This window comes from Halomonas citrativorans, assembly GCF_014898005.1.
GTDB lineage: Bacteria > Pseudomonadota > Gammaproteobacteria > Pseudomonadales > Halomonadaceae > Vreelandella > Vreelandella citrativorans.
In genome coordinates this window covers 53,490-74,596 of record NZ_JABUYX010000015.1, presented here as the reverse complement: position 1 = coordinate 74,596, position 21,107 = coordinate 53,490, and the positions used below count along the sequence as shown (strand labels likewise).

The window sequence follows — 21,107 nt, the reverse complement described above, 5'->3', positions numbered from 1 at the left end:
GGCTCAAACGTTGTTCATGAACCGCCGTGGTACGGAACCGTATGCCCGGTGGTGTGAGAGGACAGGGGAGGCGACTCTCCTTCCTACTCGATTGTTCGTTCATTTATCCCTTTCTGAAAAGCGCTAAGTACGTGCCCCTTCGAGGTGAACGTCCTGTGCTTTTTTCGTCATGGCACCGGCAAGCCGGCAGAGCAATAAAGCGGCCACGCCACACAGCGTAAGTGTTAGTGGCATCAGATGCGGCCCCTGGGTCGCCAAGCTGGCAACATAGCCAACGGCCGCCGCGACCACATAGTGCAGGGTACCCATCAGCGCCGAAGCCACGCCGGCCTGCGCCCCGCCAGCGTTCATGGTTAGCGCGGTCAAATTACCAAACACCAGTCCGAGCGCCCCAATCGCCACCCCCAGCAGCGCCACGTACGTTTCGAACGTGACCATATCCGTCGTGACGACCAGATATAAAAGCGCACCCGCCAGTGCATGTATACCAAGCCCGATATAAGTTACCCCGGCAGGCGTCATACCGCGTGCAGACAACGCATTGGACAGCATGCCACCGATAATCAGCCCGACAGAATTGGCGGCAAACAGATAGCTGAAATGGGTCGGGGTCATGCCAAAATGGTCGGTAAACACAAACGCTGCGGCGCTGATATAGGTGAAAAGTGACCCCAGAACAAAGCCTCCGGCCGCCGTATAAGCCATGAAGACTCGACGACGAGACTGAGCCAGATACCCACGCACGACACTGCTTACGCTAAGCGCTGTGCGCTGCCCAACATCAAGCGTCTCGGGAATGGCGGCCAGGCTCCATGCCAATCCAATAACGCCGAGAGCTGCCAGCATCCAGAAAATACCGCGCCAGCCACCGTGCTCAAGCAGAAAGCCTCCCATCATGGGCGCCACGACGGGTGCAATCATCATGACTTGCATCAATAGCGAAAAGATTTTGGCAGAGCTTTTTACATCGCAAAGATCGGCCACAATGGCACGCGGCGCGACCAATCCGGCGGCCGCGCCGATGGCCTGTAAAAATCGGGCAGCAAGTAACCACTCAAGCGTAGGCGCCATGGCCGCAACCACCGAGCCCGCCACAAAGATCACAAGCCCCACCAGGAGCGGCATTCGGCGGCCAAAACGCTCCAGTAGCGGGCCATAAAGGCACTGCCCCAGCGCCAGTCCTGCCAAAAAGACCGACAGCGTTTGCTGCACGCTGCCTGCCGAGACCTCATAGGTGTGCGCAATCATCGGCATGCCGGGCAGATACATATCAATCGCCATGGCATCGAGTGCGGTCAAAAGGGCCAGCAGAGTGACTAGCGCCATGCCCACGGTACTTTGGTGAGTATTCTCACGGATGGCCTGTTCAGTCATGATGCTCTCCTACAAGCCTGGCGATGCTGTCGCCCATAAGGCGTTCAAGCGCGTTGAGACGTGCCTCAAAGCGCTCGGTGCCAATATAAATAAGCGCCACGTGGAGGCTATCCACCATGCCCATGTAAGCGTGGCCCAGTATCAGGGCATCTTGATCGGAGAGTGCCTCCCCCACATGGCGACGCAGCGCTGCCGTAAAATCTGCTAACAGCTGTTGCATGTAAGTTTCGTAGCCTTCCTGAAGCTCGTGGAAAAGCGACTCAGGTGGAATATACGAGGTGCGTAGCAGAAACCGAAAGTGCTCAGAGTCGGCGTAACGTGCCAACAACGATTCGCAATAATGCTGGCCTGGCAGTCCAGTATTGGAATGCTCAAAGCATTCATGAGCAAATTGCGATTCAATTTTCAAGGCATCTTCAAACACCGCCAAAAACAGCGCGTCCTTATTTTTGATATGCGAATAAAGCGATGCTTTGCGAATACCGGCGTCGGCAGCAATCCCCGCCAGTGAGGCGCCCTCATAACCATGCCGGGCAAACTGGGCAACGGCCGCGTTGAGCACCCGGCGTAGCGCGGGTGTTGTCGTGGATAACATTTCGAGTCTCCGAACATGAAACATCTTGATGATGCATGCTTAAAGCATGTCAAAAACCAAGCGACGCATCATACTATAAAAGCTACCGACCGGTAGGTAGGTTTGAGTGGTGTAGAAAAGGCCCTTTCGGGCCAATAATCTGACACTATCCGATTTAAAACATGCTGTTGTCGTTGGCCGCTTCTTCCGGCACAGACTGGATGACATCCCAGTGCTCGACGATCATTTCATTTTCAACGCGGAAGATATCCACAACGGCCTCACCGCGATCCTCATCACCATTGGTAGAGTGAACATGCAGCCAGACCAGATCGCCATCGGTCGCACTACGCACGATCTCGCTTTGGTAGTCCGGGTTTTCCTGGAAGTAGCCTGCAAAGTAATCCACGAAAGGCGCCTTGCCATCCGGTACGCCCGGATTGTGCTGAATGTAATCTTCCGCCAGCACCAATGAGCTCTGCTCTGTTTCATGCTCGTTGAAGAACTGGTTATAGAACTGGATGACCAATGCCCGGTTTGCTTCCTCGGCCTCAAGATCACGTTCGGCTTGCGCAAACGATACGGCGGGTAAAGATAGCATCAGCACCGACGTGGCAACGCTCAACGGTTTCAGTAACGACATGTCAACACTCCTGTTTCGGGTAGATGGATCAAAGGCGCAGCACTAATCACCGCATCATGCCCCTTGAGTTTCACCTTAATAAACGGTCTAAAATGTAGACCTTGGGGTAAACTTAAAGGAGTTCCCATGACCGCACAAGAAGTCACATTTACCTGACCCGGTCACATCTATATGCCCACTGCATACCCATCCATGGAGCCGTGATGACTGCCATTACCGCTAGCGAAGAGATCGTTCTTGAACAGCCTTGCCCGATTCGCGATGTGCTTGACCGCATTGGCGACCAGTGGAGCTTACTGATTCTGGAAGCCCTGGCCCCCGGCACGCTGCGTTTTAATGCCTTGATGCGTGAGATTGGTGATATTTCAAAGCAGATGCTCTCCCGTACCCTCAAACAGCTGGAGCAGGATGGCTTTGTCACGCGTACGCTCTATCCTGAAGTCCCGCCACGGGTGGAATATACTCTAACCCCGTTGGGGCGCTCTTTTCTTGAGCCGATGCAACAGCTGGTAGCGTGGGCAGATGCCCATCACCGCACCATCGTGGCCGCTCGTTTGCAGTATCAGGCTAGCCAGACGTAGACCTGAAACGGGCTATGTGAGAATTAAAAACATCCCCTAACTAACAAGCCCACGACTAAATCGTGGGCTTGTTGGCTGTCTCATTTATTAAAATGTACCCGAATTGCGTCCGTACTTGGTTATTGGCATAGGGCTTCCAGCTCGCGCTTATACTTCAATGGAGCCGGATTTCAAGGACCAGTCCCGCCAGCGTAGATCAAACAGATCCTTGCGGCGATCCTTCATGTTCGTCACTGAGCCCTCTGCGCGCACCACGGTTAGGCGAGTCAAATCCAGGTCCGAGAAGAAAATCATCTCGGTATTGGGGGTGGTTTCCGCCAGCACTGCATCGTGGGGGAAGGCGAAGTCAGAAGGGGTAAAGACGGCAGACTGCGCGTACTGGATATCCAGGTTTTCAATCGAGGGCAGGTTGCCGACGCTACCGCAGAGTACCACGTAGCACTCGTTCTCGATGGCACGTGCCTGGCCACAGTGACGAACCCGCAGGTAGCCATTCTTGGTGTCGGTCCAGAACGGCACAAACAGGATATCCATGTCCTGATCGGCCAGTAGACGGCCGAGTTCCGGGAACTCTACGTCGTAGCAGATCAAAATGCCCACGCGGCCTGCATCGGTGTTAAACACCTGCAAGTTGTCACCGCCTTCGATTACCCAATCGCGACGCTCCTGAGGAGTGATATGCAGCTTGGCTTGCTTGTCGACTTCACCATCGCGGTGGAAGAGGTAGGCAACGTTGTAGAGCCGGTCATTTTCGCCCACTTCAATCATTGAGCCGCCAACAATATTGATATTGTAGGAGACCGCCATGCGTGAAAGTTCGGTTTTAAAGCGTTCGGTAAAGCCTGCCAGAAAACGTATCGCCGCCATTTGGTCCTGCTGAGCGGCGCGGTCTTGCAAGCCCATCAGCGGGGTGGTGAACAGCTCCGGAAAAACCGCAAAGTCACTCTGGTAATCTGAAAGCGCGTCGACAAAATACTCAATCTGCTGAAGGGCGGCTTCTACCGAGGCAAACTCACGCATCTGCCACTGTACGGCGCCAACACGCACTTGGGTTGGGCGCGTATCCAGCACGTTTTCGGCAGGCTCAAAGAGAATATTGTTCCACTCGAGCAGGGTCGCGTAGCCCTTGGACTGCTCATCTTCGGGCAGGTATTTGCGCAGCAGGCGTTTTACCTGGAAGTCGTTAGCCAGTTGGAACGACAAAATGGGATCGTAAATCTCCTTGCGAGAGACTTTTTCGATGTACTGGGCCGGCGTTAGCTCATCGGCATGCTGATAGTATTCGGGAATGCGCCCGCCCGCCAAAATGGCGCGCAGGTTATGCGAACGACACAGCTCTTTGCGCGCTTCGTAAAGGCGCCGCCCCAGGCGGTAGCCGCGGTAGTCCGGGTGAATCAGCACATCCAGCCCGTACATCGCATCGCCATTTTCATCGTTGAGAATAATCTCACGATGGCCAATCAGGTCGTCATACTTATGCGGGTTGGAAAACTCGTCGTAATCCACCTGAACCGTTAGCGCGACGCCTACCAGATTGCCGTCATCTTCAATGGCGATCTGGCCATCGGGAAACTCCTGAATCAGCTTGTCGATGGTGTGGCGGGGCCAGGCGCCGCCAATATTATGATAGACAGCGTCCATCAATGTCTTGAGCTGATCGTAGTCATCGCTCGTCAGGTTGCGCACATTTAGATGCAGGTCTTCCAGGGACATATCAGGGGGTTCCAGAATAAAAAAGAAAACAGCCTAGTACATGATGGCTAGGCGCTGCCCGGCTTATTCACCGACACGTTTCCCACCAGTGGGCGCGTCAAGGTTTGCGCCATGATGACGCCCGCCAGAATCAGAAGTCCACCGGTAAAGTGGAAGCCTGCCACTTGCTCGCCCAGCATCGCCATGGCAATCAGTGCGCTAAACAGAGGCATCAGGTTGATAAAAATGCTCGCCTGGTTAGCGCCAATTTGGCGGACCGCGCGCATCCATAAAAATGTGGTAATGACGGAGGCAGGAATGCCTGCATAGAGAATAAGCCCAATGTTTTGACTATCCACAGGCGTCATTGGCCCCATCAAATAGGGCGGCAGCAAAAACAGTACCGCAAAACATACCTGAGCATAGAGCATTACCCAAGGCGGTAAGTTCATTTTCCAGCGCTTTAGCATAACGCCGTAGAGCGCGTAGCAGCTTGCTGCCACCACCATTAGCGCATCGCCATGGGCAACCTCAAGCTGAAGAAGCGATAAGGGATTACCGCGGCCCAGCAACACGGTGACACCGATAAAGGCCAGCACGCCGCCCATAACGCCGCCCAGGGTTGGCGGCTCACGCAGGATAAGCGCACTCAGCAGCACGGTTAAAAGCGGCACCATCGCAGCTAGAATGCCCATGTTGGTAGCCGTTGTGGTTTCCGCTGCAACATAGGCCAGCCCTTGCCATAGCCCCATACCTAAAAGGCCCAGTAAGGCGAGTTTCGGCCAGTTACGGCGTATTTCCGCACGATGACGAAGCACGGCCGGAAGCACGAAGGGCGTCATCACCGCTAGCGCCAACAGCCAGCGTAAAAAAGCGATGCTGCTCGGCGCAATCGCGCCTACGGTCAACTGATTAATGGTCATGTTGCCCGACCAGATCAGCACGGTGGCTAGTGGTGGCAAAAAGTAAATCAACGGCATAGCGGTTTTCCTTATCGTTAGCCGAATAATGTTACGTGCTTTAACGCAATGAGCAAGACTGAGAAACGATGGCTCTGGATCTCCCAGGTAAGTCGTAAAGGGCTGTACGACGGCGATTGGATGTCATACGCTTGTTTGAATAACGCCAAGGAGAACCGTGATGACCCGTGCGCCCGCTTACCCGCATCTTTTCCAGCCAATTACGATTGGCCATTTAACGCTGCCCAACCGCATTTTAATGGGCTCCATGCATACCAACCTGGAAGAGACACCCAAGGGGTTTGCAAGGTTGGCGGCTTTTTATGCTGAGCGTGCACGGGCCGGGGTAAGTTTAATCGTCACTGGAGGGATTGCGCCAAACCCGGAAGGTGCGGTGTTTCAGGGCGCCAACGCGCTAACCGATGAGACCCAATTGGCAGAGCATCGCCAGGTGGTGGAGGCTGTTCACGCGGAAGGCGGGCATTTGTGCATGCAGATTCTCCATGCGGGGCGCTACGCCTACTCGCCTGAATTGGTGGCGCCCTCGGCAATTCAGGCACCCATTAATCCATTTACTCCCCGTGAACTAAGTAGTGACGACGTTGAACAGCAAATTGCCGACTACGTGCGCTGTGCGTCTCTGGCGCAACAGGCGGGTTATGACGGCGTCGAAATAATGGGTTCGGAAGGCTATCTGATTAATCAGTTTATTTGCCAGCGGACCAACCAGCGCAGCGATGCCTGGGGCGGTAGTTTTGAGCATCGCATGCGCTTTCCGTTGGAAATTGTTAAACGCATTCGAGCGGCAGTGGGCGAGCGCTTTGTGGTGATTTTTCGCCTATCGATGATTGACCTGGTGGAAGACGGCAGCACATGGCAAGAGATCGTCACGCTTGGCCAGGCGGTGGAAGCCGCGGGTGCCGATATCATCAATACCGGGATTGGTTGGCATGAAGCGCGGGTGCCCACCATTGTCACTAGCGTGCCACGCGCGGCCTTTACCGAAGTGACCCGGCGAGTAAAAGCAGCGCTTTCGGTGCCGCTGATCACCACCAACCGGATTAATATGCCAGAGATTGCCGAACAGGTGCTGGCCGAAGGCCACGCCGATATGGTGTCCATGGCGCGGCCGTTTTTGGCAGACCCGGAGTGGGTACGTAAAGCCGAAGCGGGGCAGGCCGATGAAATCAATACCTGTATTGCCTGTAACCAGGCCTGCCTGGATCACACCTTTGCAGGCAAGCTAACCTCTTGTTTGGTTAACCCGCGCGCCTGCCATGAAACCGAACTTGTGATTGAACCCGCTATCACGCCTAAACGCGTGGCCGTGGTGGGCGGTGGGCCAGCGGGGCTTGCCACGGCCGTTACCGCCGCCAGCCGGGGCCATCACGTCGTGCTGTTTGAGCAGCGTGACACGCTGGGCGGGCAGTTTAATTACGCGCGTCGGATTCCTGGCAAAGAGGAGTTTAACGAAACCCTACGCTACTACCGCGTCATGCTGGAAAAGTACGCGGTAGAGGTCCGCTTGAACACCCGTGCCACTCCAGAAGCGCTGGCTGAGTTTGACGATATTATCATCGCCAGCGGCGTACGCCCGCGCACGCTGTCGCTGCCCGGCGCTGAACACCCCAGTGTGCTGAGCTATGCCGATGCCATTGAATCCCCCGAGCGGGTAGGTCGCCGGGTTGCCGTTATCGGGGCAGGCGGTATTGGTTTTGACGTTTCCGAGCTTTTGGCCCATGAAGAGCATCCGGCCCTTGATGTTGATACCTGGTGCGACGAGTGGGGCGTTGACCTGGCCGTTAGCGAACGCGGCGGTTTAAAAGCCCCTGTGGCGCCCGCTGTCTCACGTGACATTGTCATGCTACAGCGTAAAACCTCTAAGCCTGGCAAGTACCTGGGTAAAACCACTGGCTGGGTACACCGGGCTTCGCTAAAGGCGCGCGGCGTTTCAACCTTAACGGGCTGCGAGTATCTTAAAATTGATGATGATGGGCTGCATATTCGCCGCGATGGCGAGGACAGCGTGCTGGGTGTGGATACGGTGGTGGTATGCGCGGGGCAGGAGTCAGTGCGTGATTTAGTGGCGCCGCTTGAAGCGCTCGGTAAACCGATTCATATCATTGGCGGTGCCGATGAGGCGGCAGAGCTTGACGCCAAGCGCGCTATTGATCAGGGAATGCGCTTGGCTGCCCAGCTTTAACCGCGTTGATAGTGGCGGGTGACGCTCGTCCATAAATGACGATAGACTGACTGATCCATCACCTTATTAAGCATAACGTGATGTTAAAGGCGCTAGTGGCACCCAGCTGGCGCTGTAACAATATGAGGTATAAGGATAATTGTCATGACGTCGGAGTGTACCCCCCGTTTTTTAGCCAGCGATAACACTTCTGGTATTTGCCCGGAAGCCATGGCGTATCTACTGGACGCTAATCAGGTTGATGACCTGGCGTATGGCAATGACCACTGGACCGAGCGTGCGGCGAACCGCTTTCGTCAAATGTTTGATTATGACTGCGAAGTGTTTTTTGTTTTTAACGGTACTGCGGCTAACTCACTGGCGCTTTCTGCGATGGGGCGCAGTTACCATAGCGTGATTTGTCATGAGCTGGCGCATATTGAAACCGACGAGTGCGGCGGCCCGGAGTTCTTCTCCAATGGCGCCAAGCTGCTGACCTCGCCAGGGGCGAATGGCAAGCTTACCCCTGAGGGGATTGAGGCCCTGGTGACGCGGCGTAGCGATATTCACTACCCGAAACCTAAAGTGGTTTCGCTGACCCAGGCGACCGAAGTAGGAACGGTATATACCCGTGAAGAACTGCTGGCCATTCGCGCGATTGCCGATAAGCATGATTTGCGCCTACACATGGATGGCGCCCGCTTTGCCAATGCCTGTGCCAGCTTGAATGCTACGCCTGCCGAGCTGACCTGGCAGGTAGGCGTTGATGCACTGTGTTTTTCTGGGACTAAAAATGGCTTGGCGATGGGCGAGGCGATTTTGTTCTTTAATCGCGAGCTGGCAGAAGATTTTTCGTATCGCTGCAAGCAAGCAGGTCAGTTGGCATCCAAAATGCGCTATATATCAGCGCCGTGGCTGGGCCTTTTGGAGAGCGGGGCGTGGCTCACCAATGCTCAACATGCTAACGCAATGGCACAATATTTAACGCAAGGGCTGCAAGCTCTGCCTGGTGTGTCGTTGATGTTTCCTGCTCAGGCAAACAGCGTCTTTGTTGAGTTGCCAGCCCATGCAATTAGCGCCCTAAAAGCCAAGGGGTGGACCTTCTATACGTTTATTGGCGCCGGAGGGGCACGCTTTGTATGTGCCTGGAATACCACCGTTGAATTACTGGATTTACTGATCGCGGATGTCAACGTCGCGCTTGAACAGCACTCTGGGTAGCAAGACTCAGGAGGTTTCAGGCGTATCGCTTTTTGTACCGCCGCTGCACACGCAGCGGCGGTTTTTTTGTAGACGCTCAATAAAAAGGCGTGACGCCTGGCCCGCCATGCAAATGTTGATCATTAGTGAATCGTTAAACGTTTCTGATGAAGTGCTTTTTGGTTAAAACCCTGTTGTATCAACATCCTGCCTTTGAAGCGCAGGACTTTTCTGGCGTATGCCTATGCGTATCACATGTTAGCGTTGAAGTTTTAGTCATCACATTTTGCTAATGCTAGCTACGCTAATAGAGCGACACCTCGTTCGGCTCACCACAATAAAATATTCATCCGGGTGGTGATTGCCTGGGGATGGCCATAGGAGGGTTTCATGAGCATCTTTGACCACGTTCAAGACCGTTTTGCCCGCGTGCAGCAAGAAGACATGAGTTTGGAAGAGTATCTGGCGCTTTGTCGTCGTGACCCAACGGTTTATGCCAGCGCCGCGGAGCGCATGCTGGACGCCATCGGTGAGCCTGCTGTGATTGATACGGCAAAAGATCCGCGTTTATCGCGTATTTTTTCCAATAAGGTAATACGCCGCTACCCGGTATTTGCTGAGTTTCATGGTATGGAGGAGGCCATTGAGCAGATAGTGGCTTACTTCCGTCATGCCGCCCAAGGACTTGAGGAGCGCAAGCAGATTCTCTATCTGCTGGGGCCGGTGGGTGGCGGTAAATCATCACTTGCGGAGCGCTTAAAACTGCTAATGGAGCGTATTCCGTTTTACGCCATTAAAGGCTCACCCGTTTATGAGTCGCCGCTTGGGTTGTTTTCACCTGAAGAGGATGGCGAACTGCTTGAAAAAGAGTATGGGGTTGCGCCGCGCTATCTGAAAAGTGTGATGTCCCCTTGGGCCGCCAAGCGTTTAAAAGAGTACGGCGGCGATATTTCCCAGTTTCGTGTAGTGCGCCTTTATCCTTCGCGGCTGCACCAGATAGCAATCTCTAAAACGGAACCGGGTGACGAGAATAACCAGGATATCTCCTCGTTAGTGGGTAAAGTCGATATCCGCCAGCTTGAGCTTTACTCCCAGGATGACCCGGATGCTTATAGCTTCTCGGGCGGGCTTTGCCGCGCTAACCAGGGGTTAATGGAATTCGTTGAGATGTTTAAGGCGCCGATCAAGGTGCTGCATCCGCTGTTGACTGCCACCCAAGAGGGGAATTACAACCCAACGGAGGGAATGGGCGCCATTCCGTTTGATGGCATTATCCTGGCGCACTCCAACGAATCCGAGTGGCAGGCATTTCGCAATAACCGCAACAACGAGGCCTTTCTTGACCGCGTATATATCGTCAAAGTGCCTTACTGCTTGCGAGTGTCTGAAGAGATCAAAATCTATCAAAAGCTACTGGAAGACTCTTCCCTCAATGCCGCACCCTGCGCACCCGATACGCTGCGCATGCTGGCGCAATTCTCGGTGCTGTCTCGGTTAAAAGTGCCTGAGAACTCCAGTATCTACTCCAAAATGCGCGTGTACGATGGCGAAAATCTAAAAGATACCGACCCGCGTGCCAAATCGATACAAGAGTACCGCGATGCGGCAGGCGTGGACGAAGGTATGCAAGGCCTCTCCACCCGTTTTGCGTTCAAAATTCTTTCCAAGGTATTTAACTTTGACAGCACCGAAGTTGCCGCTAACCCGGTGCATCTGCTGTATGTGCTGGAGCAAGCGCTTGAGCGTGAGCAACTGCCCTCTGAAGTATTTGAGCGTTATCTGGGCTTTATTAAAGAGTTTTTGGCGCCGCGCTATGTGGAGTTTATTGGCAAAGAGATCCAAACGGCTTATCTCGAATCCTACAGTGAGTATGGGCAGAATATTTTTGATCGCTATGTGACCTATGCCGATTTCTGGATTCAAGATCAAGAGTACCGCGACCCGGATACCGGCGAGCAGTTGAATCGCCAATCGCTTAATGAAGAGCTTGAAAAAATTGAGAAGCCAGCGGGCATTTCCAATCCCAAGGACTTCCGTCATGAAGTGGTGAACTTTGTGCTGCGAGCGCGCGCCCAGAACAACGGCATGAACCCCAGCTGGCAGTCGTATGAGAAGCTTAAAGGGGTTATTGAGCACAAGATGTTTGCTAATACCGAAGAGCTTTTGCCGGTCATCTCGTTCAATGCCAAGGCCTCAACGTCGGACCAGAAAAAACACGAGGACTTCGTCGCTCGGATGGTGGAGCGCGGCTATACCGAGAAGCAGGTGCGCCTGCTTTCCGAGTGGTACCTGCGCGTGCGTAAGTCGCAGTAAGCGCCGGTACTGCAAAGGCCCTTTGGGTTAAGGAGGTCGTATGACCTACTTTATTGATCGAAGACCTAACGCTAAACATAAGAGCGCGGTTAACCGACAGCGCTTTTTGGAGCGCTACCGTCAGCATATCAAGCGCTCTGTTGAAGAGGCGGTTAACCGCCGCTCCATTACCGATATGGAGCGTGGTGAAAACATCTCTATCCCCACCAAGGACATTTCTGAGCCGGTGTTTCAGCATGGCCCCGGCGGGGCGCGCAATATCGTCTCGCCGGGTAATAAAGAGTTTTTACAGGGTGACAGGATTCGCCGCCCCGGTGGCCAAGGCGGCGGAGGCGGCGCGGGTGAAGGGAGCGCTTCTGACCAAGGCGAAGGTAACGATGAGTTTGCGTTTACGCTTAGCCGAGAGGAGTTTTTAGAGTTTGTTTTCGATGGCCTGGAGCTTCCGCACCTGCAGCGTAAGCCGCTTAAATCATTGGAAGAAGTGAAAATGGTGCGCGCGGGCCTTTCCCGGGATGGCGTGCCCTCGCGTATCAGTATTACGCGCTCCATGCGGGAGGCCTACGCCCGCCGTATTGCCATGCGAGCACCGATCAAGCGAGCGCTAAAAGAAGCTGAGCAAGCGCTGGAGGCAGAAGAGCGCAAGGACAGCGTGCTACGTAATCCGGCACGGGTAGTGAAGGCTGACATCGAGCGTTTAAAGAAACGCATCGAGGCAGTGCCGTTTATTGATACCTACGATTTGCGCTATCACCAGTTGGCCGCGCAACCTCAGCCCTCAAGCCAGGCGGTAATGTTCTGTGTCATGGATGTTTCAGGCTCCATGACCCAGAACCATAAAGACATTGCGAAGCGTTTTTTTCTGCTGCTTTACCTTTTTTTAGAGAAGCACTACGAAAAGGTCGAGCTGGTGTTTGTTCGCCACCATACTGCCGCAAAAGAAGTGAGTGAGGAGGAGTTCTTTTACTCCCGCGAAACGGGCGGCACCATTGTCTCAAGCGCACTCACGCTGGTGGATAATATTATTCAAAAGCGCTATCCCGCCGAGCAGTGGAATTTATACGTGGCCCAGGCATCGGATGGCGACAATTGGGACGATGATTCCAGTACCTGTCGCAATTTGCTGATTAAAAAGTTGATGCCTCAACTTCAGTACTACGCATATGTAGAAATCACCCCTCACGATCATCAGTCGCTTTGGCATGAGTATCAGAGCGTTGCTGAGCACTTTCCTGAACGCTTTACGATGCGCCAAATTGTCGAAGCCAGCGATATTTATCCTGTTTTTCGTGAGCTGTTTAAACGCCGCTTGAACCAAGCGCGCTAAACGCGTGCGTGTTGAGGAGTGCGCTATGAATGCATCCCAAAAGCCCATTGTGACCGGTTCTGACTGGAGCTTTAGCGTCCTAGAGCGCTTTAACGACAAGCTCGCTGTGCTTGCTGATGAGTACCGCCTAGATACGTACCCCAATCAAATGGAAGTCATCACCACCGAGCAGATGATGGATGCCTACGCCAGCGTGGGTATGCCGGTGGGCTACCATCACTGGTCATTTGGTAAGCAGTTTCTGGCCGTTGAGCAAGCTTACAAACGCGGCCAAATGGGCCTGGCGTACGAGTTGGTGATTAATTCCAACCCTTGTATTGCCTATTTGATGGAAGAAAACACCTTGATGATGCAGGTGCTGGTCATGGCGCATGCCTGCTATGGGCATAATTCCTTCTTCAAGGGCAATTATCTGTTTCGGACCTGGACCGATGCTGAATCGATCGTTGATTATCTGGTGTTTGCACGTCACTACATTGCCAAATGCGAAGAGCGCCACGGCGTCCATGCGGTTGAGCAACTGTTGGATGCGTGCCACGCACTGCAAAATTACGGCGTTGACCGCTATAAACGACCTTCGCCGATCTCGGCTGAAGAGGAGGCCAAGCGTCAGGATGAACGGGAAGCCTACCTGCAAACGCAGGTTAATATGCTGTGGCGTACGATTCCTGAGCCGCCTGGCAATGCGTCACCGCTGCCTGGTAGCCTTAACAGCGACAACGACCCGCTAGGCCTGCACAGCGGCGGAATTTATCCGCCAGAGCCTCAGGAAAATCTGCTCTATTTTATTGAAAAAAATGCCCCGTTATTGGCCCCTTGGCAGCGTGAAATAGTGCGTATTGTGCGCAAGCTGGCGCAGTATTTTTACCCCCAGCGCCAAACTCAGGTCATGAATGAAGGGTGGGCATGCTTTTGGCATTACACGTTGATGAACCGCTTGTATGACGAAGGCGATGTTGATGAAGGTCTGATGCTTGAGTTCTTGCAGTCCCACGCCGCTGTCATTAATCAACCTGACTTTGATAGCCCTTACTTCAACGGCATCAATCCGTATGCGTTGGGGTTTGCCATCTTTATGGACATCAAGCGGATATGCGAAGCACCGACCGAGGAGGATTACCAGTGGTTTGCTGATATTGCGGGCACGCCTTGGCGCAGTACGCTTGAATTTGCTATGCGCAACTTTAAGGATGAGTCGTTTATTCAGCAGTTTCTGTCGCCCAAGGTAATGCGCGATCTTAAGCTGTTTTTAATTGTGGATGATGATCAGGCGGAAACGCTCGAAGTGGCGGCTATTCATAATGAACAGGGCTATCGCCGGGTGCGCGATGCGCTTTCTACTCAGTACGCGCTGTCGGTGAAAGAACCAAATATTCAAGTGGTTGAGGCTGATATCCGGGGCGATCGCTCATTAACACTGCACCACGTGCAGGACGGTCGCCGCCCCCTTGGGCGTAGTGCCTACCCGGTTATTCGGCACCTGCATGAGCTTTGGGGGTTCCCCGTACGCCTGGTTTCCATGGATGAAGGGCGGGTGACGCATCGCTACCGTTGGCCCATAGAGGAGGAAAGTAAAGACAACCCGTAAATGGTCACAGCTTACCGGTGAGTAATGTATAAAGCCCTGCGTTTGGCAGGGCTTTTTAGCCGCGTTACCCCTGAGCTACCCAAGATTGGCACCAGCCACCAGGTTCAACGCTGTTTTCAGGAAACAGCTGGCAGCCTTGATTACCAGAGGTATAAAACATGCAGTTGTCGCACCGTTCACCTGATTTATAAGCAGGGTGGTCGCTGGCCTCGCTCGCTTTTTCAACATAGCTCAGCGCTTGGGCACTCGGTACGGAAGGGTCAAGGCGAGGTAGCGATTGAGCAAAGGCCGTTTTCGATAAAATACCGATGCCCAAGGGTAGGGTTGCCAGCCCCCATATACTGGTGCGTATAAAATGACGGCGGCTCTGATTAGCCATGATCTCTCCTTAAGGTCACTCTCATCGATAAGTCACGGTGATCGGATGGTGGGCCATCGCTTCTGTTTATTACTAGCGGTCAATGACTAACGGTTTATTACTGACCGTTTTGTTACATGCTGTTTTGAGCACCAACCGTTTGACCCTAAATATCGCGTTGTTATCCACCCATGCTAACGAATAGATGCGTGGCGCGCGACTTCTTCGTGCAAGGCAAGGATTTAGAGAGATTTTGTGGCCAGGCTGCGGATTTAACCAGGCCTGTTATACTCCACGCTTTGGCGGCTGTTGACGTTTTTCTTGCGTATTACGCCATTAAACAGGTGTAGGCGTTGTGAGTAAAATGACGATGGGCCCCGGTATCACTTACATTTTTCAGTGAGGACGCTATGCAAAACGCAGTTATTTTAATTAATACCGAAAAAGGCCAGGTTAAAGCAGTAGCAGAGCGTTTAGCGGACGTAGAAGGCATTAGTGAGGTGTACTCCACCTGTGGGCGTTATGACCTGGTAGCCATTGCGCGTACCCCGAATTTTGAAAGCCTGGCTGAGCTGGTGACCGAGCGCCTTAACGAGGTTGAGGGGATCAGCGATACGGAAACACTTAACGCCATGCAGGTACATTCACGCCACGACCTTGAAACCATGTTTTCACTAGGCTGGTAATGTGGACATAGGCACCGGCCACCGCAATGGCCGCGTGTCATAAGCGGGCGATAAAAATTAGCGTGTGGGGAGTAGGGGAACGTGGGGATATCGTTTTGGCGCTGGCGTCGAGAGGGGCGACGTCTGGGCGTCGCTTTGCTGTTTGTGGTCGCGGGAGCGGGGTTATGGGAGTTTCAGGAGCGTCAGCATCAGGATGCGTATACCTGGATGGGCGTTCCCACGTGGGAGAGTTTTCATCCCACCACGTTTCACCGCGTATTACGTAATGAGGGCTATTTAGTTGGCTGGTCGGATGTGCGTGTTAACCCGCTGTGGGTGAGTTACCAACTGGAGGCGGTACCGGAAGGGACGCAGATTGGCTCACGGCCCAGTTTTCAAGCGGATTGGCGGACCCTCTGGCCGGTAAAAACCGACAGCTATGCCCGGAGTGGCTATGACCGGGGGCATATGGCACCTAACTATGCCATTGCCGCAGTGCACGGGCGCGATGCCCAGGTTGATACGTTTTTGATGAGTAACATGACGCCGCAGCGGCCTAATCTAAATCGTCAGCTATGGCAGCGGTTGGAAGAGTCGGTGATCAACCACTTTGCGCCGCGTTTTGATCGCGTACAGGTGATTACCGGGCCGATATTCCCTGAACATTTTATGGATAATGTGTTTAATCGGGTGGGCTTTGTCGAAGTGCCAGAGGCGTTCTATAAAATTATTGTTGCCCCACACGATGAGGCACCGCTCGCGCTGGCGTTCATCATGCCCCAGGACGTTCGCGGCAACGAACCGTTAGATGATTACCTGGTCACTATTAATGACATAGAAGCGCGTACCGGGCTTAATTTTTTCCCGGACCTGACACCCGAAATGGAAACCGTGCTGGAAGGTGAGTTGCGTACGCAAGGATGGGCACTGGAGGAGGTCGCACGGCGACCTGGGCGTTTTCAGTAGCGTAACGTTTTTGATTAGCGTAAGTGGACTATTTAATGTGCTTCAGCTGGGGGCGGGAAAGCCCTCAGTGACATCGACGAAATAAGGAGGCTAAATACGACGTAGTAAAACAGCGCAAACGTAGGCGCAATATTCAAAATATGGGGATTAATAATAGAAAGGATCGTTCAATGATGCGGACGGGACCAACGTAATGGTGCCCAGGAGAGGACTTGAACCTCCACGTCCATACGGACACTAGCACCTGAAGCTAGCGCGTCTACCAATTCCGCCACCTGGGCGCATCATTTGTACTGCGGTTATTTTGCTGATTGTATTCGTATGGTGCCCAGGAGAGGACTTGAACCTCCACGTCCATACGGACACTAGCACCTGAAGCTAGCGCGTCTACCAATTCCGCCACCTGGGCGAATACATATCAAGCATCAACCACATCAACTCGCCACTGCACCCGCTACTCATGAAAAGAGGATAACATGAGAAAGCGTGGTGCCCAGAAGAGGACTTGAACCTCCACGTCCATACGGACACTAGCACCTGAAGCTAGCGCGTCTACCAATTCCGCCATCTGGGCAAGTGGCGCGTATGATACCGGGGTGCTGGTTAAATGCAAGACCTGAAAGATAATTTTATGGCGCAAATCGCACAATTGCTGCTTAAGGTGGTTGGGTCATGGAACATGCAGCGCTATACTGGCCCCATGACCAAACAAAATATGACGTTTTTCAGCTTACTGCCTATTAACGCAGTCGCTGACTATCCCTACCTGCAGCGACTATCCGCTGCTGTTTTTGTCCGCCTCCCGCAAATGCAATTAAGGATGTCGATCGCATGAAGTATTGGACGTTGAGTGATGATCCGCACGCCGAGCGCGAGGCGCAAAAATATGATAATCCGGCGCCTAGTCGTGAATATCTGTTAGCGGCGTTGGAAACGTACGGCAAACCGATTACCCATGAAAATATGAGCCGCATGCTGGGCATCGAGGACGAAGATCACCTTGAAGCCGTTCGCCGCCGGATGGCGGCCATGGAGCGTGATGGTCAAGTGTTGCGTGACCGTCGCGGCGCTTATGCATTAATTGATAAGCTTGATTTGATCAAGGGCAGCGTACTGGGGCACCGGGACGGTTTTGGCTTCTTGATTCGTGATGATGGTAAAAAACCGGATCTGTTGTTACCTCCTCGCCAGATGCGTCGGGTGTTCAGTGGTGACCATGTATTGGTCCGTATCAGCGGCACAGACCGCCGTGGCCGCGATGAAGCGACCATTGCCGATGTGATCGCCCGCAATACGCAAACAATGGTGGGGGTATATCGCAGCAATACGCCGGAATTTGGCATACTGATTCCTGAAAATCCGCGTATTACTCAGGAAGTTATTATTCCTCACAGTGCCTGCGCTGGGGCGAAGGATGGCCAGGTGATTTCGGCCAGAATTGTGCAGCAGCCGGCTACCCGCGTGCAGCCTGTGGGTGAAGTGATTGAAGTGTTGGGTGAGCGTATGGACCCTGGCATGGAAATCGATATTGCGATTCGTAGCTACGATATTCCTGCTGAATTTCCGCCTGAGGTGCTGGATCAAACCAGCGGCATTTCAGCGGAAGTGCTGGAGGAAGATAAAAAGCATCGCGTTGACCTGCGAGATACACCGCTGGTTACGATTGATGATGAGTCTGCCAAGGACTTTGATGATGCCGTGTGCGCCTGGCAAACCAAGTCAGGCAGTTGGAAGCTACTCGTCGCGATTGCGGATGTCTCTCACTATGTGCGTCCGGGGACGGCGCTGGATAATGAAGCCCGCACGCGGGGCAACTCGGTGTATTTCCCGGGGCAGGTGGTGCCCATGCTGCCGGAGCTTTTATCCAACGGTCTTTGTTCGCTCAATCCGAACGTGGATCGTCTGGTCATGGTCTGCGAGATGAATATCTCCAAGACTGGGGCGATTAGCCGCTACTCCTTCTATGAAGCCGTGATGAACTCTCATGCTCGCCTCACTTATAACAGCGTGGCGGCGATGCTTGATAACGAGAGCGAAGAGGGCAGTGCGCTGCGTGAGGAACACCGCGAGCTGGTGAAGCCGCTGCAAAACCTGCATGAGCTTTATCACTTGCTACGCGGGGCTCGTGAAACGCGTGGCGCGATTGATTTTGATACCACTGAAACGGCGATCATTTTCAACGACGAGCGCAAGATCGAAAAAATTGTGCCGCGTAAGCGTAACGATGCGCACAAGTTAATTGAGGAGTGCATGCTGGCCGCGAACGTTGCGACCGCACGTTTTCTTGATAAGCACGATCTGCCCGCGCTGTACCGTATTCATGAGCGGCCAACGCCTGAGCGATTGGATAAGCTGCGCTTGTTCCTGAACGAGCTGGGCCTTTCCGTGGGTGGCGGCGATATGCCTACCCCGCAGGATTACCAGGCGCTTCGTGAGGCAATTGTTGATCGCCCTGATGCCGATATTATCCAGACGGTCATGCTACGCTCCATGAACCAGGCGGTGTACTCACCGCAGAATGAAGGTCACTTCGGCTTGGCATATCAGGCGTATGCGCACTTTACGTCGCCGATTCGTCGTTATCCTGATCTGCTCGTGCACCGTGCCATTCGTTCGGTCATTCGGGGGCCGCGTCAAACCAATACCGTCGTGCGCGTTGATGGAGCGCCGGTCGATCCGCCGAGCAAATGGTGCCCTTATACATTTGAGCAGATGCTTGAACTTGGCGAACACTGCTCAATGACTGAGCGTCGCGCCGATGAAGCGACCCGTGATGTAGAAAGCTGGCTGAAGTGCGAGTTTATGTCCGACAAGCTGGGCGAAACCTTTGAAGGCACGATTGCGTCGGTTACCCAGTTTGGCTTGTTTGTGCGTCTGGATGCGTTCTATGTCGAAGGCCTGGTGCATGTGACGTCGCTGCCGTCGGATTATTATCACTATGAGGCAGAGAAGCATCGCCTGAAAGGCGAGCGTACCGGAACCACCTATCGCTTGGGTGATGGCTTGACGGTGCAAGTGGCGCGCGTCGATATGGACGACCGGAAAATTGATTTCAGTTTGACCGACGATAAGCCTCGCCCGCGCCGCCAGCCGCGTAAACGCCGCAGTGGCGACACTAATGAAGCGGCCGCTCCCAAGAGCGACGCTGCGCCCAAGAAAGATAAGCCATCTACGCGTCGTGGCCCGCGACGTACGCGTCAGTCAACGCCCAGGAGAAGTTAAGTATGAAATCGGCGTCGTCTCGACGTGGTGCACGTACTACGGTACGTACGCCGGATGGGCTGGACCAGGTCTATGGTACCCACGCCTTGCAAAGTTTGTTGGAGCGCGGTGAAACGCCGCGCGAGCTATGGGTTCAGCAAGGAGCCGGTAGTCGTTTGGCCGAAATGGTTGCTCAGGCGCAAGCGCGTGGTGCGCGAATTAAAGAGCAGCCGCGTGACCTGCTGGACCAGTTGACTCAAGGGGCTGCGCATCAGGGAGTGGTGGCGTTCTGCCCGCCACTTACGCCTGAAGGCGAAGAGTCCTTGTGGTTAAAGCTGCGTGCTTGGCAGGCGCCAACACCGCCACTTTTGCTAGTGCTGGATGGCGTGACAGACGTGCATAACTTTGGTGCCTGCTTGCGCAGCGCCGATGCTGCTGGGGCACATGGCGTTATTGTGGCAAAAGACAAGGCGGCACCACTAAACGCAACCGTGCGTAAAGTGGCTTGCGGTGCTGCCGAGGTAGTGCCGGTTTATCAGGTCACCAACATGGCGCGTACGCTTGCCAAGCTTAAAGATGCCGGCGTATGGATTACCGGTACAGCAGGTGAAGCCCAGGCTAATGTATTTGACATCGATTTGACCGGCCCTACTGCGCTAGTAATGGGAGCAGAAGGGAAGGGCATGCGACGTTTAACCCGGGAAGCCTGCGATAACCTGGCCAAGCTACCCATGGCTGGGCAGGTTTCAAGCCTTAATGTCTCTGTGGCTACCGGGATTTGTTTGTTTGAGGCAGTACGACAACGCCAGCTTGCAAGTTAACCCTGCGCCCACTAGAATACCTGCGCCCGTTTGTCTACAGGCAGGCGGGCGCAGATGTTTACGTTGGTTAAATGCCAGTACGTTGGTTAGATACCGTACGTTAGTTGAACACCAGTTCTGCTTAATGCCTTAAATTGCCGTTTGGCGGTAAGTTAGGTGCATTTCAGTAACTCCTTGCTTCCCTGTCGTCGTTCTCGCTTGTGCGGGGCACACACCGGAAGCTGTCAAACCGCAAGGAGATCTCATGCGTCATTATGAAATCGTGTTTATGGTCCATCCGGATCAGAGCGAGCAAGTGCCGGCTATGGTCGAGCGCTACACCAGCATCGTTACCGAAAACGCTGGTACTGTACATCGTCTTGAAGATTGGGGCCGTCGTCACCTGGCTTACCCGATCAACAAGATCCACAAAGCCCACTACGTGCTGATGAACGTTGAATGTACTGGCGAGACGCTCGAAGAAATCGAGAACATCTTCCGCTTCAACGATGCCATCATCCGCAGCCTGGTTGTACGCTGCAAGGAAGCGGTTACTGAAGCTTCTCCGATGATGAAGCCGGCAGAAGAGAAGCGTCCGCGTCGCGAAGACAAGTCGCGCGCTGATGAGTCCGAGTCTGATTCAGACGTCGAAACTGCCTGATTCTATCCACTGCACGTTTTAAGGAG

At 53.8% G+C, this 21,107-nt stretch carries 18 protein-coding genes and 3 tRNA genes; 12 read left to right on the top strand and 9 right to left on the bottom strand.

From position 1 onward, the window contains the following. Positions 1 to 123: 123 nt before the first annotated feature. From INT20_RS13180 to INT20_RS13170, 3 genes are all read right to left on the bottom strand, one after another. Positions 124 to 1,374, bottom strand: coding sequence for a multidrug effflux MFS transporter (locus tag INT20_RS13180; RefSeq protein ID WP_193057066.1), 1,251 nt, complete (start codon positions 1,372 to 1,374; stop codon positions 124 to 126). Next, positions 1,367 to 1,969, bottom strand: coding sequence for a TetR/AcrR family transcriptional regulator (locus tag INT20_RS13175; protein WP_192528209.1), 603 nt, complete (start codon positions 1,967 to 1,969; stop codon positions 1,367 to 1,369). The genes INT20_RS13180 and INT20_RS13175 overlap by 8 nt, the downstream gene beginning before the upstream one ends. Before the next feature lie 154 nt (positions 1,970 to 2,123). Next, on the bottom strand, positions 2,124 to 2,591 hold the full coding sequence (locus INT20_RS13170) for a nuclear transport factor 2 family protein (protein ID WP_087108497.1): 468 nt from the start codon (positions 2,589 to 2,591) through the stop codon (positions 2,124 to 2,126). 203 nt (positions 2,592 to 2,794) lie between these two features. On the opposite strand from INT20_RS13170, the gene INT20_RS13165 reads away from it, so the two are divergent. After that, positions 2,795 to 3,172 (top strand): winged helix-turn-helix transcriptional regulator, encoded by a 378-nt coding sequence (locus INT20_RS13165; RefSeq protein WP_087108499.1) that lies wholly within the window; start codon positions 2,795 to 2,797, stop codon positions 3,170 to 3,172. A 147-nt stretch (positions 3,173 to 3,319) separates the two neighbouring features. On the opposite strand, the gene INT20_RS13160 is transcribed toward INT20_RS13165, so the two are convergent. Then, on the bottom strand, positions 3,320 to 4,885 hold the full coding sequence (locus INT20_RS13160; RefSeq protein WP_172116078.1) for a bifunctional GNAT family N-acetyltransferase/carbon-nitrogen hydrolase family protein: 1,566 nt from the start codon (positions 4,883 to 4,885) through the stop codon (positions 3,320 to 3,322). A 47-nt stretch (positions 4,886 to 4,932) separates the two neighbouring features. Beyond that, positions 4,933 to 5,844: a DMT family transporter gene (locus INT20_RS13155; protein ID WP_172116079.1), complete on the bottom strand. Its 912-nt coding sequence runs from the start codon at positions 5,842 to 5,844 to the stop codon at positions 4,933 to 4,935. Positions 5,845 to 6,004: 160 nt separating this feature from the next. On the opposite strand from INT20_RS13155, the gene INT20_RS13150 reads away from it, so the two are divergent. The 5 genes from INT20_RS13150 (at position 6,005) to INT20_RS13130 (ending at position 14,430) form a co-directional block, all read left to right on the top strand. Further along, a complete protein-coding gene (locus tag INT20_RS13150; protein WP_193057065.1) occupies positions 6,005 to 8,026 on the top strand; it encodes an NADPH-dependent 2,4-dienoyl-CoA reductase in 2,022 nt (673 codons plus the stop codon). Between the two features lie 144 nt (positions 8,027 to 8,170). Further along, positions 8,171 to 9,226, top strand: coding sequence for a threonine aldolase family protein (locus INT20_RS13145; RefSeq protein ID WP_172116081.1), 1,056 nt, complete (start codon positions 8,171 to 8,173; stop codon positions 9,224 to 9,226). 369 nt (positions 9,227 to 9,595) lie between these two features. Next, the gene (locus INT20_RS13140; protein ID WP_193057064.1) at positions 9,596 to 11,518 is read left to right on the top strand and encodes a PrkA family serine protein kinase; all 1,923 of its coding nucleotides are present in this window, start codon (positions 9,596 to 9,598) and stop codon (positions 11,516 to 11,518) included. A 40-nt stretch (positions 11,519 to 11,558) separates the two neighbouring features. After that, positions 11,559 to 12,842 (top strand): YeaH/YhbH family protein, encoded by a 1,284-nt coding sequence (locus tag INT20_RS13135; RefSeq protein WP_193057063.1) that lies wholly within the window; start codon positions 11,559 to 11,561, stop codon positions 12,840 to 12,842. 25 nt (positions 12,843 to 12,867) lie between these two features. Then, on the top strand, positions 12,868 to 14,430 hold the full coding sequence (locus INT20_RS13130) for a SpoVR family protein (protein WP_193057062.1): 1,563 nt from the start codon (positions 12,868 to 12,870) through the stop codon (positions 14,428 to 14,430). Positions 14,431 to 14,494: 64 nt separating this feature from the next. Here the strand turns inward: INT20_RS13130 and INT20_RS13125 are convergent, their stop codons facing one another. Further along, the gene (locus INT20_RS13125) at positions 14,495 to 14,809 is read right to left on the bottom strand and encodes a high-potential iron-sulfur protein (protein ID WP_193057061.1); all 315 of its coding nucleotides are present in this window, start codon (positions 14,807 to 14,809) and stop codon (positions 14,495 to 14,497) included. A 389-nt stretch (positions 14,810 to 15,198) separates the two neighbouring features. On the opposite strand from INT20_RS13125, the gene INT20_RS13120 reads away from it, so the two are divergent. After that, positions 15,199 to 15,474, top strand: coding sequence for an Lrp/AsnC family transcriptional regulator (locus INT20_RS13120; protein WP_172116086.1), 276 nt, complete (start codon positions 15,199 to 15,201; stop codon positions 15,472 to 15,474). 81 nt (positions 15,475 to 15,555) lie between these two features. Then, positions 15,556 to 16,419: a DNA/RNA non-specific endonuclease gene (locus INT20_RS13115; RefSeq protein ID WP_193057060.1), complete on the top strand. Its 864-nt coding sequence runs from the start codon at positions 15,556 to 15,558 to the stop codon at positions 16,417 to 16,419. A 194-nt stretch (positions 16,420 to 16,613) separates the two neighbouring features. Here the strand turns inward: INT20_RS13115 and INT20_RS13110 are convergent. The 3 genes from INT20_RS13110 to INT20_RS13100 form a co-directional block, all read right to left on the bottom strand. After that, positions 16,614 to 16,700: transfer RNA gene (locus INT20_RS13110), tRNA-Leu, on the bottom strand. 41 nt (positions 16,701 to 16,741) lie between these two features. Beyond that, positions 16,742 to 16,828: transfer RNA gene (locus INT20_RS13105), tRNA-Leu, on the bottom strand. 78 nt (positions 16,829 to 16,906) lie between these two features. After that, positions 16,907 to 16,993 (bottom strand) — tRNA-Leu (locus INT20_RS13100). Between the two features lie 33 nt (positions 16,994 to 17,026). On the opposite strand from INT20_RS13100, the gene INT20_RS13095 reads away from it, so the two are divergent. The 4 genes from INT20_RS13095 (at position 17,027) to rpsF (ending at position 21,081) form a co-directional block, all read left to right on the top strand. Next, complete coding sequence (locus INT20_RS13095) at positions 17,027 to 17,254, top strand: hypothetical protein (protein ID WP_172116088.1); 228 nt, start codon at positions 17,027 to 17,029, stop codon at positions 17,252 to 17,254. Continuing rightward, positions 17,251 to 19,641 (top strand): ribonuclease R, encoded by a 2,391-nt coding sequence (gene rnr, locus INT20_RS13090; RefSeq protein WP_172116089.1) that lies wholly within the window; start codon positions 17,251 to 17,253, stop codon positions 19,639 to 19,641. The genes INT20_RS13095 and rnr overlap by 4 nt, the downstream gene beginning before the upstream one ends. A 2-nt stretch (positions 19,642 to 19,643) precedes the next feature. Beyond that, entirely contained in the window at positions 19,644 to 20,441 is a 798-nt protein-coding gene (rlmB, locus tag INT20_RS13085; RefSeq protein WP_193057059.1) for a 23S rRNA (guanosine(2251)-2'-O)-methyltransferase RlmB, read from the top strand. Between the two features lie 244 nt (positions 20,442 to 20,685). Next, the gene (gene rpsF / locus INT20_RS13080) at positions 20,686 to 21,081 is read left to right on the top strand and encodes a 30S ribosomal protein S6 (RefSeq protein WP_087107800.1); all 396 of its coding nucleotides are present in this window, start codon (positions 20,686 to 20,688) and stop codon (positions 21,079 to 21,081) included. Positions 21,082 to 21,107 lie beyond the last annotated feature (26 nt).

Bases quoted from the DNA above. Each gene is read 5' to 3' on its own strand.
- INT20_RS13135 (WP_193057063.1), top strand. From the start codon at position 11,559: ATGACCTACTTTATTGATCGAAGACCTAACGCTAAACATAAGAGCGCG.
- rpsF (WP_087107800.1), top strand. From the start codon at position 20,686: ATGCGTCATTATGAAATCGTGTTTATGGTCCATCCGGATCAGAGCGAG.
- INT20_RS13145 (WP_172116081.1), top strand. From the start codon at position 8,171: ATGACGTCGGAGTGTACCCCCCGTTTTTTAGCCAGCGATAACACTTCT.
- INT20_RS13160 (WP_172116078.1), bottom strand. From the start codon at position 4,885: ATGTCCCTGGAAGACCTGCATCTAAATGTGCGCAACCTGACGAGCGAT.
- INT20_RS13180 (WP_193057066.1), bottom strand. From the start codon at position 1,374: ATGACTGAACAGGCCATCCGTGAGAATACTCACCAAAGTACCGTGGGC.
- INT20_RS13140 (WP_193057064.1), top strand. From the start codon at position 9,596: ATGAGCATCTTTGACCACGTTCAAGACCGTTTTGCCCGCGTGCAGCAA.
- rlmB (WP_193057059.1), top strand. From the start codon at position 19,644: ATGAAATCGGCGTCGTCTCGACGTGGTGCACGTACTACGGTACGTACG.
- INT20_RS13170 (WP_087108497.1), bottom strand. From the start codon at position 2,591: ATGTCGTTACTGAAACCGTTGAGCGTTGCCACGTCGGTGCTGATGCTA.
- INT20_RS13150 (WP_193057065.1), top strand. From the start codon at position 6,005: ATGACCCGTGCGCCCGCTTACCCGCATCTTTTCCAGCCAATTACGATT.
- INT20_RS13095 (WP_172116088.1), top strand. From the start codon at position 17,027: ATGCAAGACCTGAAAGATAATTTTATGGCGCAAATCGCACAATTGCTG.
- INT20_RS13130 (WP_193057062.1), top strand. From the start codon at position 12,868: ATGAATGCATCCCAAAAGCCCATTGTGACCGGTTCTGACTGGAGCTTT.
- INT20_RS13120 (WP_172116086.1), top strand. From the start codon at position 15,199: ATGCAAAACGCAGTTATTTTAATTAATACCGAAAAAGGCCAGGTTAAA.
- rnr (WP_172116089.1), top strand. From the start codon at position 17,251: ATGAAGTATTGGACGTTGAGTGATGATCCGCACGCCGAGCGCGAGGCG.
- INT20_RS13125 (WP_193057061.1), bottom strand. From the start codon at position 14,809: ATGGCTAATCAGAGCCGCCGTCATTTTATACGCACCAGTATATGGGGG.
- INT20_RS13165 (WP_087108499.1), top strand. From the start codon at position 2,795: ATGACTGCCATTACCGCTAGCGAAGAGATCGTTCTTGAACAGCCTTGC.
- INT20_RS13175 (WP_192528209.1), bottom strand. From the start codon at position 1,969: ATGTTATCCACGACAACACCCGCGCTACGCCGGGTGCTCAACGCGGCC.
- INT20_RS13155 (WP_172116079.1), bottom strand. From the start codon at position 5,844: ATGCCGTTGATTTACTTTTTGCCACCACTAGCCACCGTGCTGATCTGG.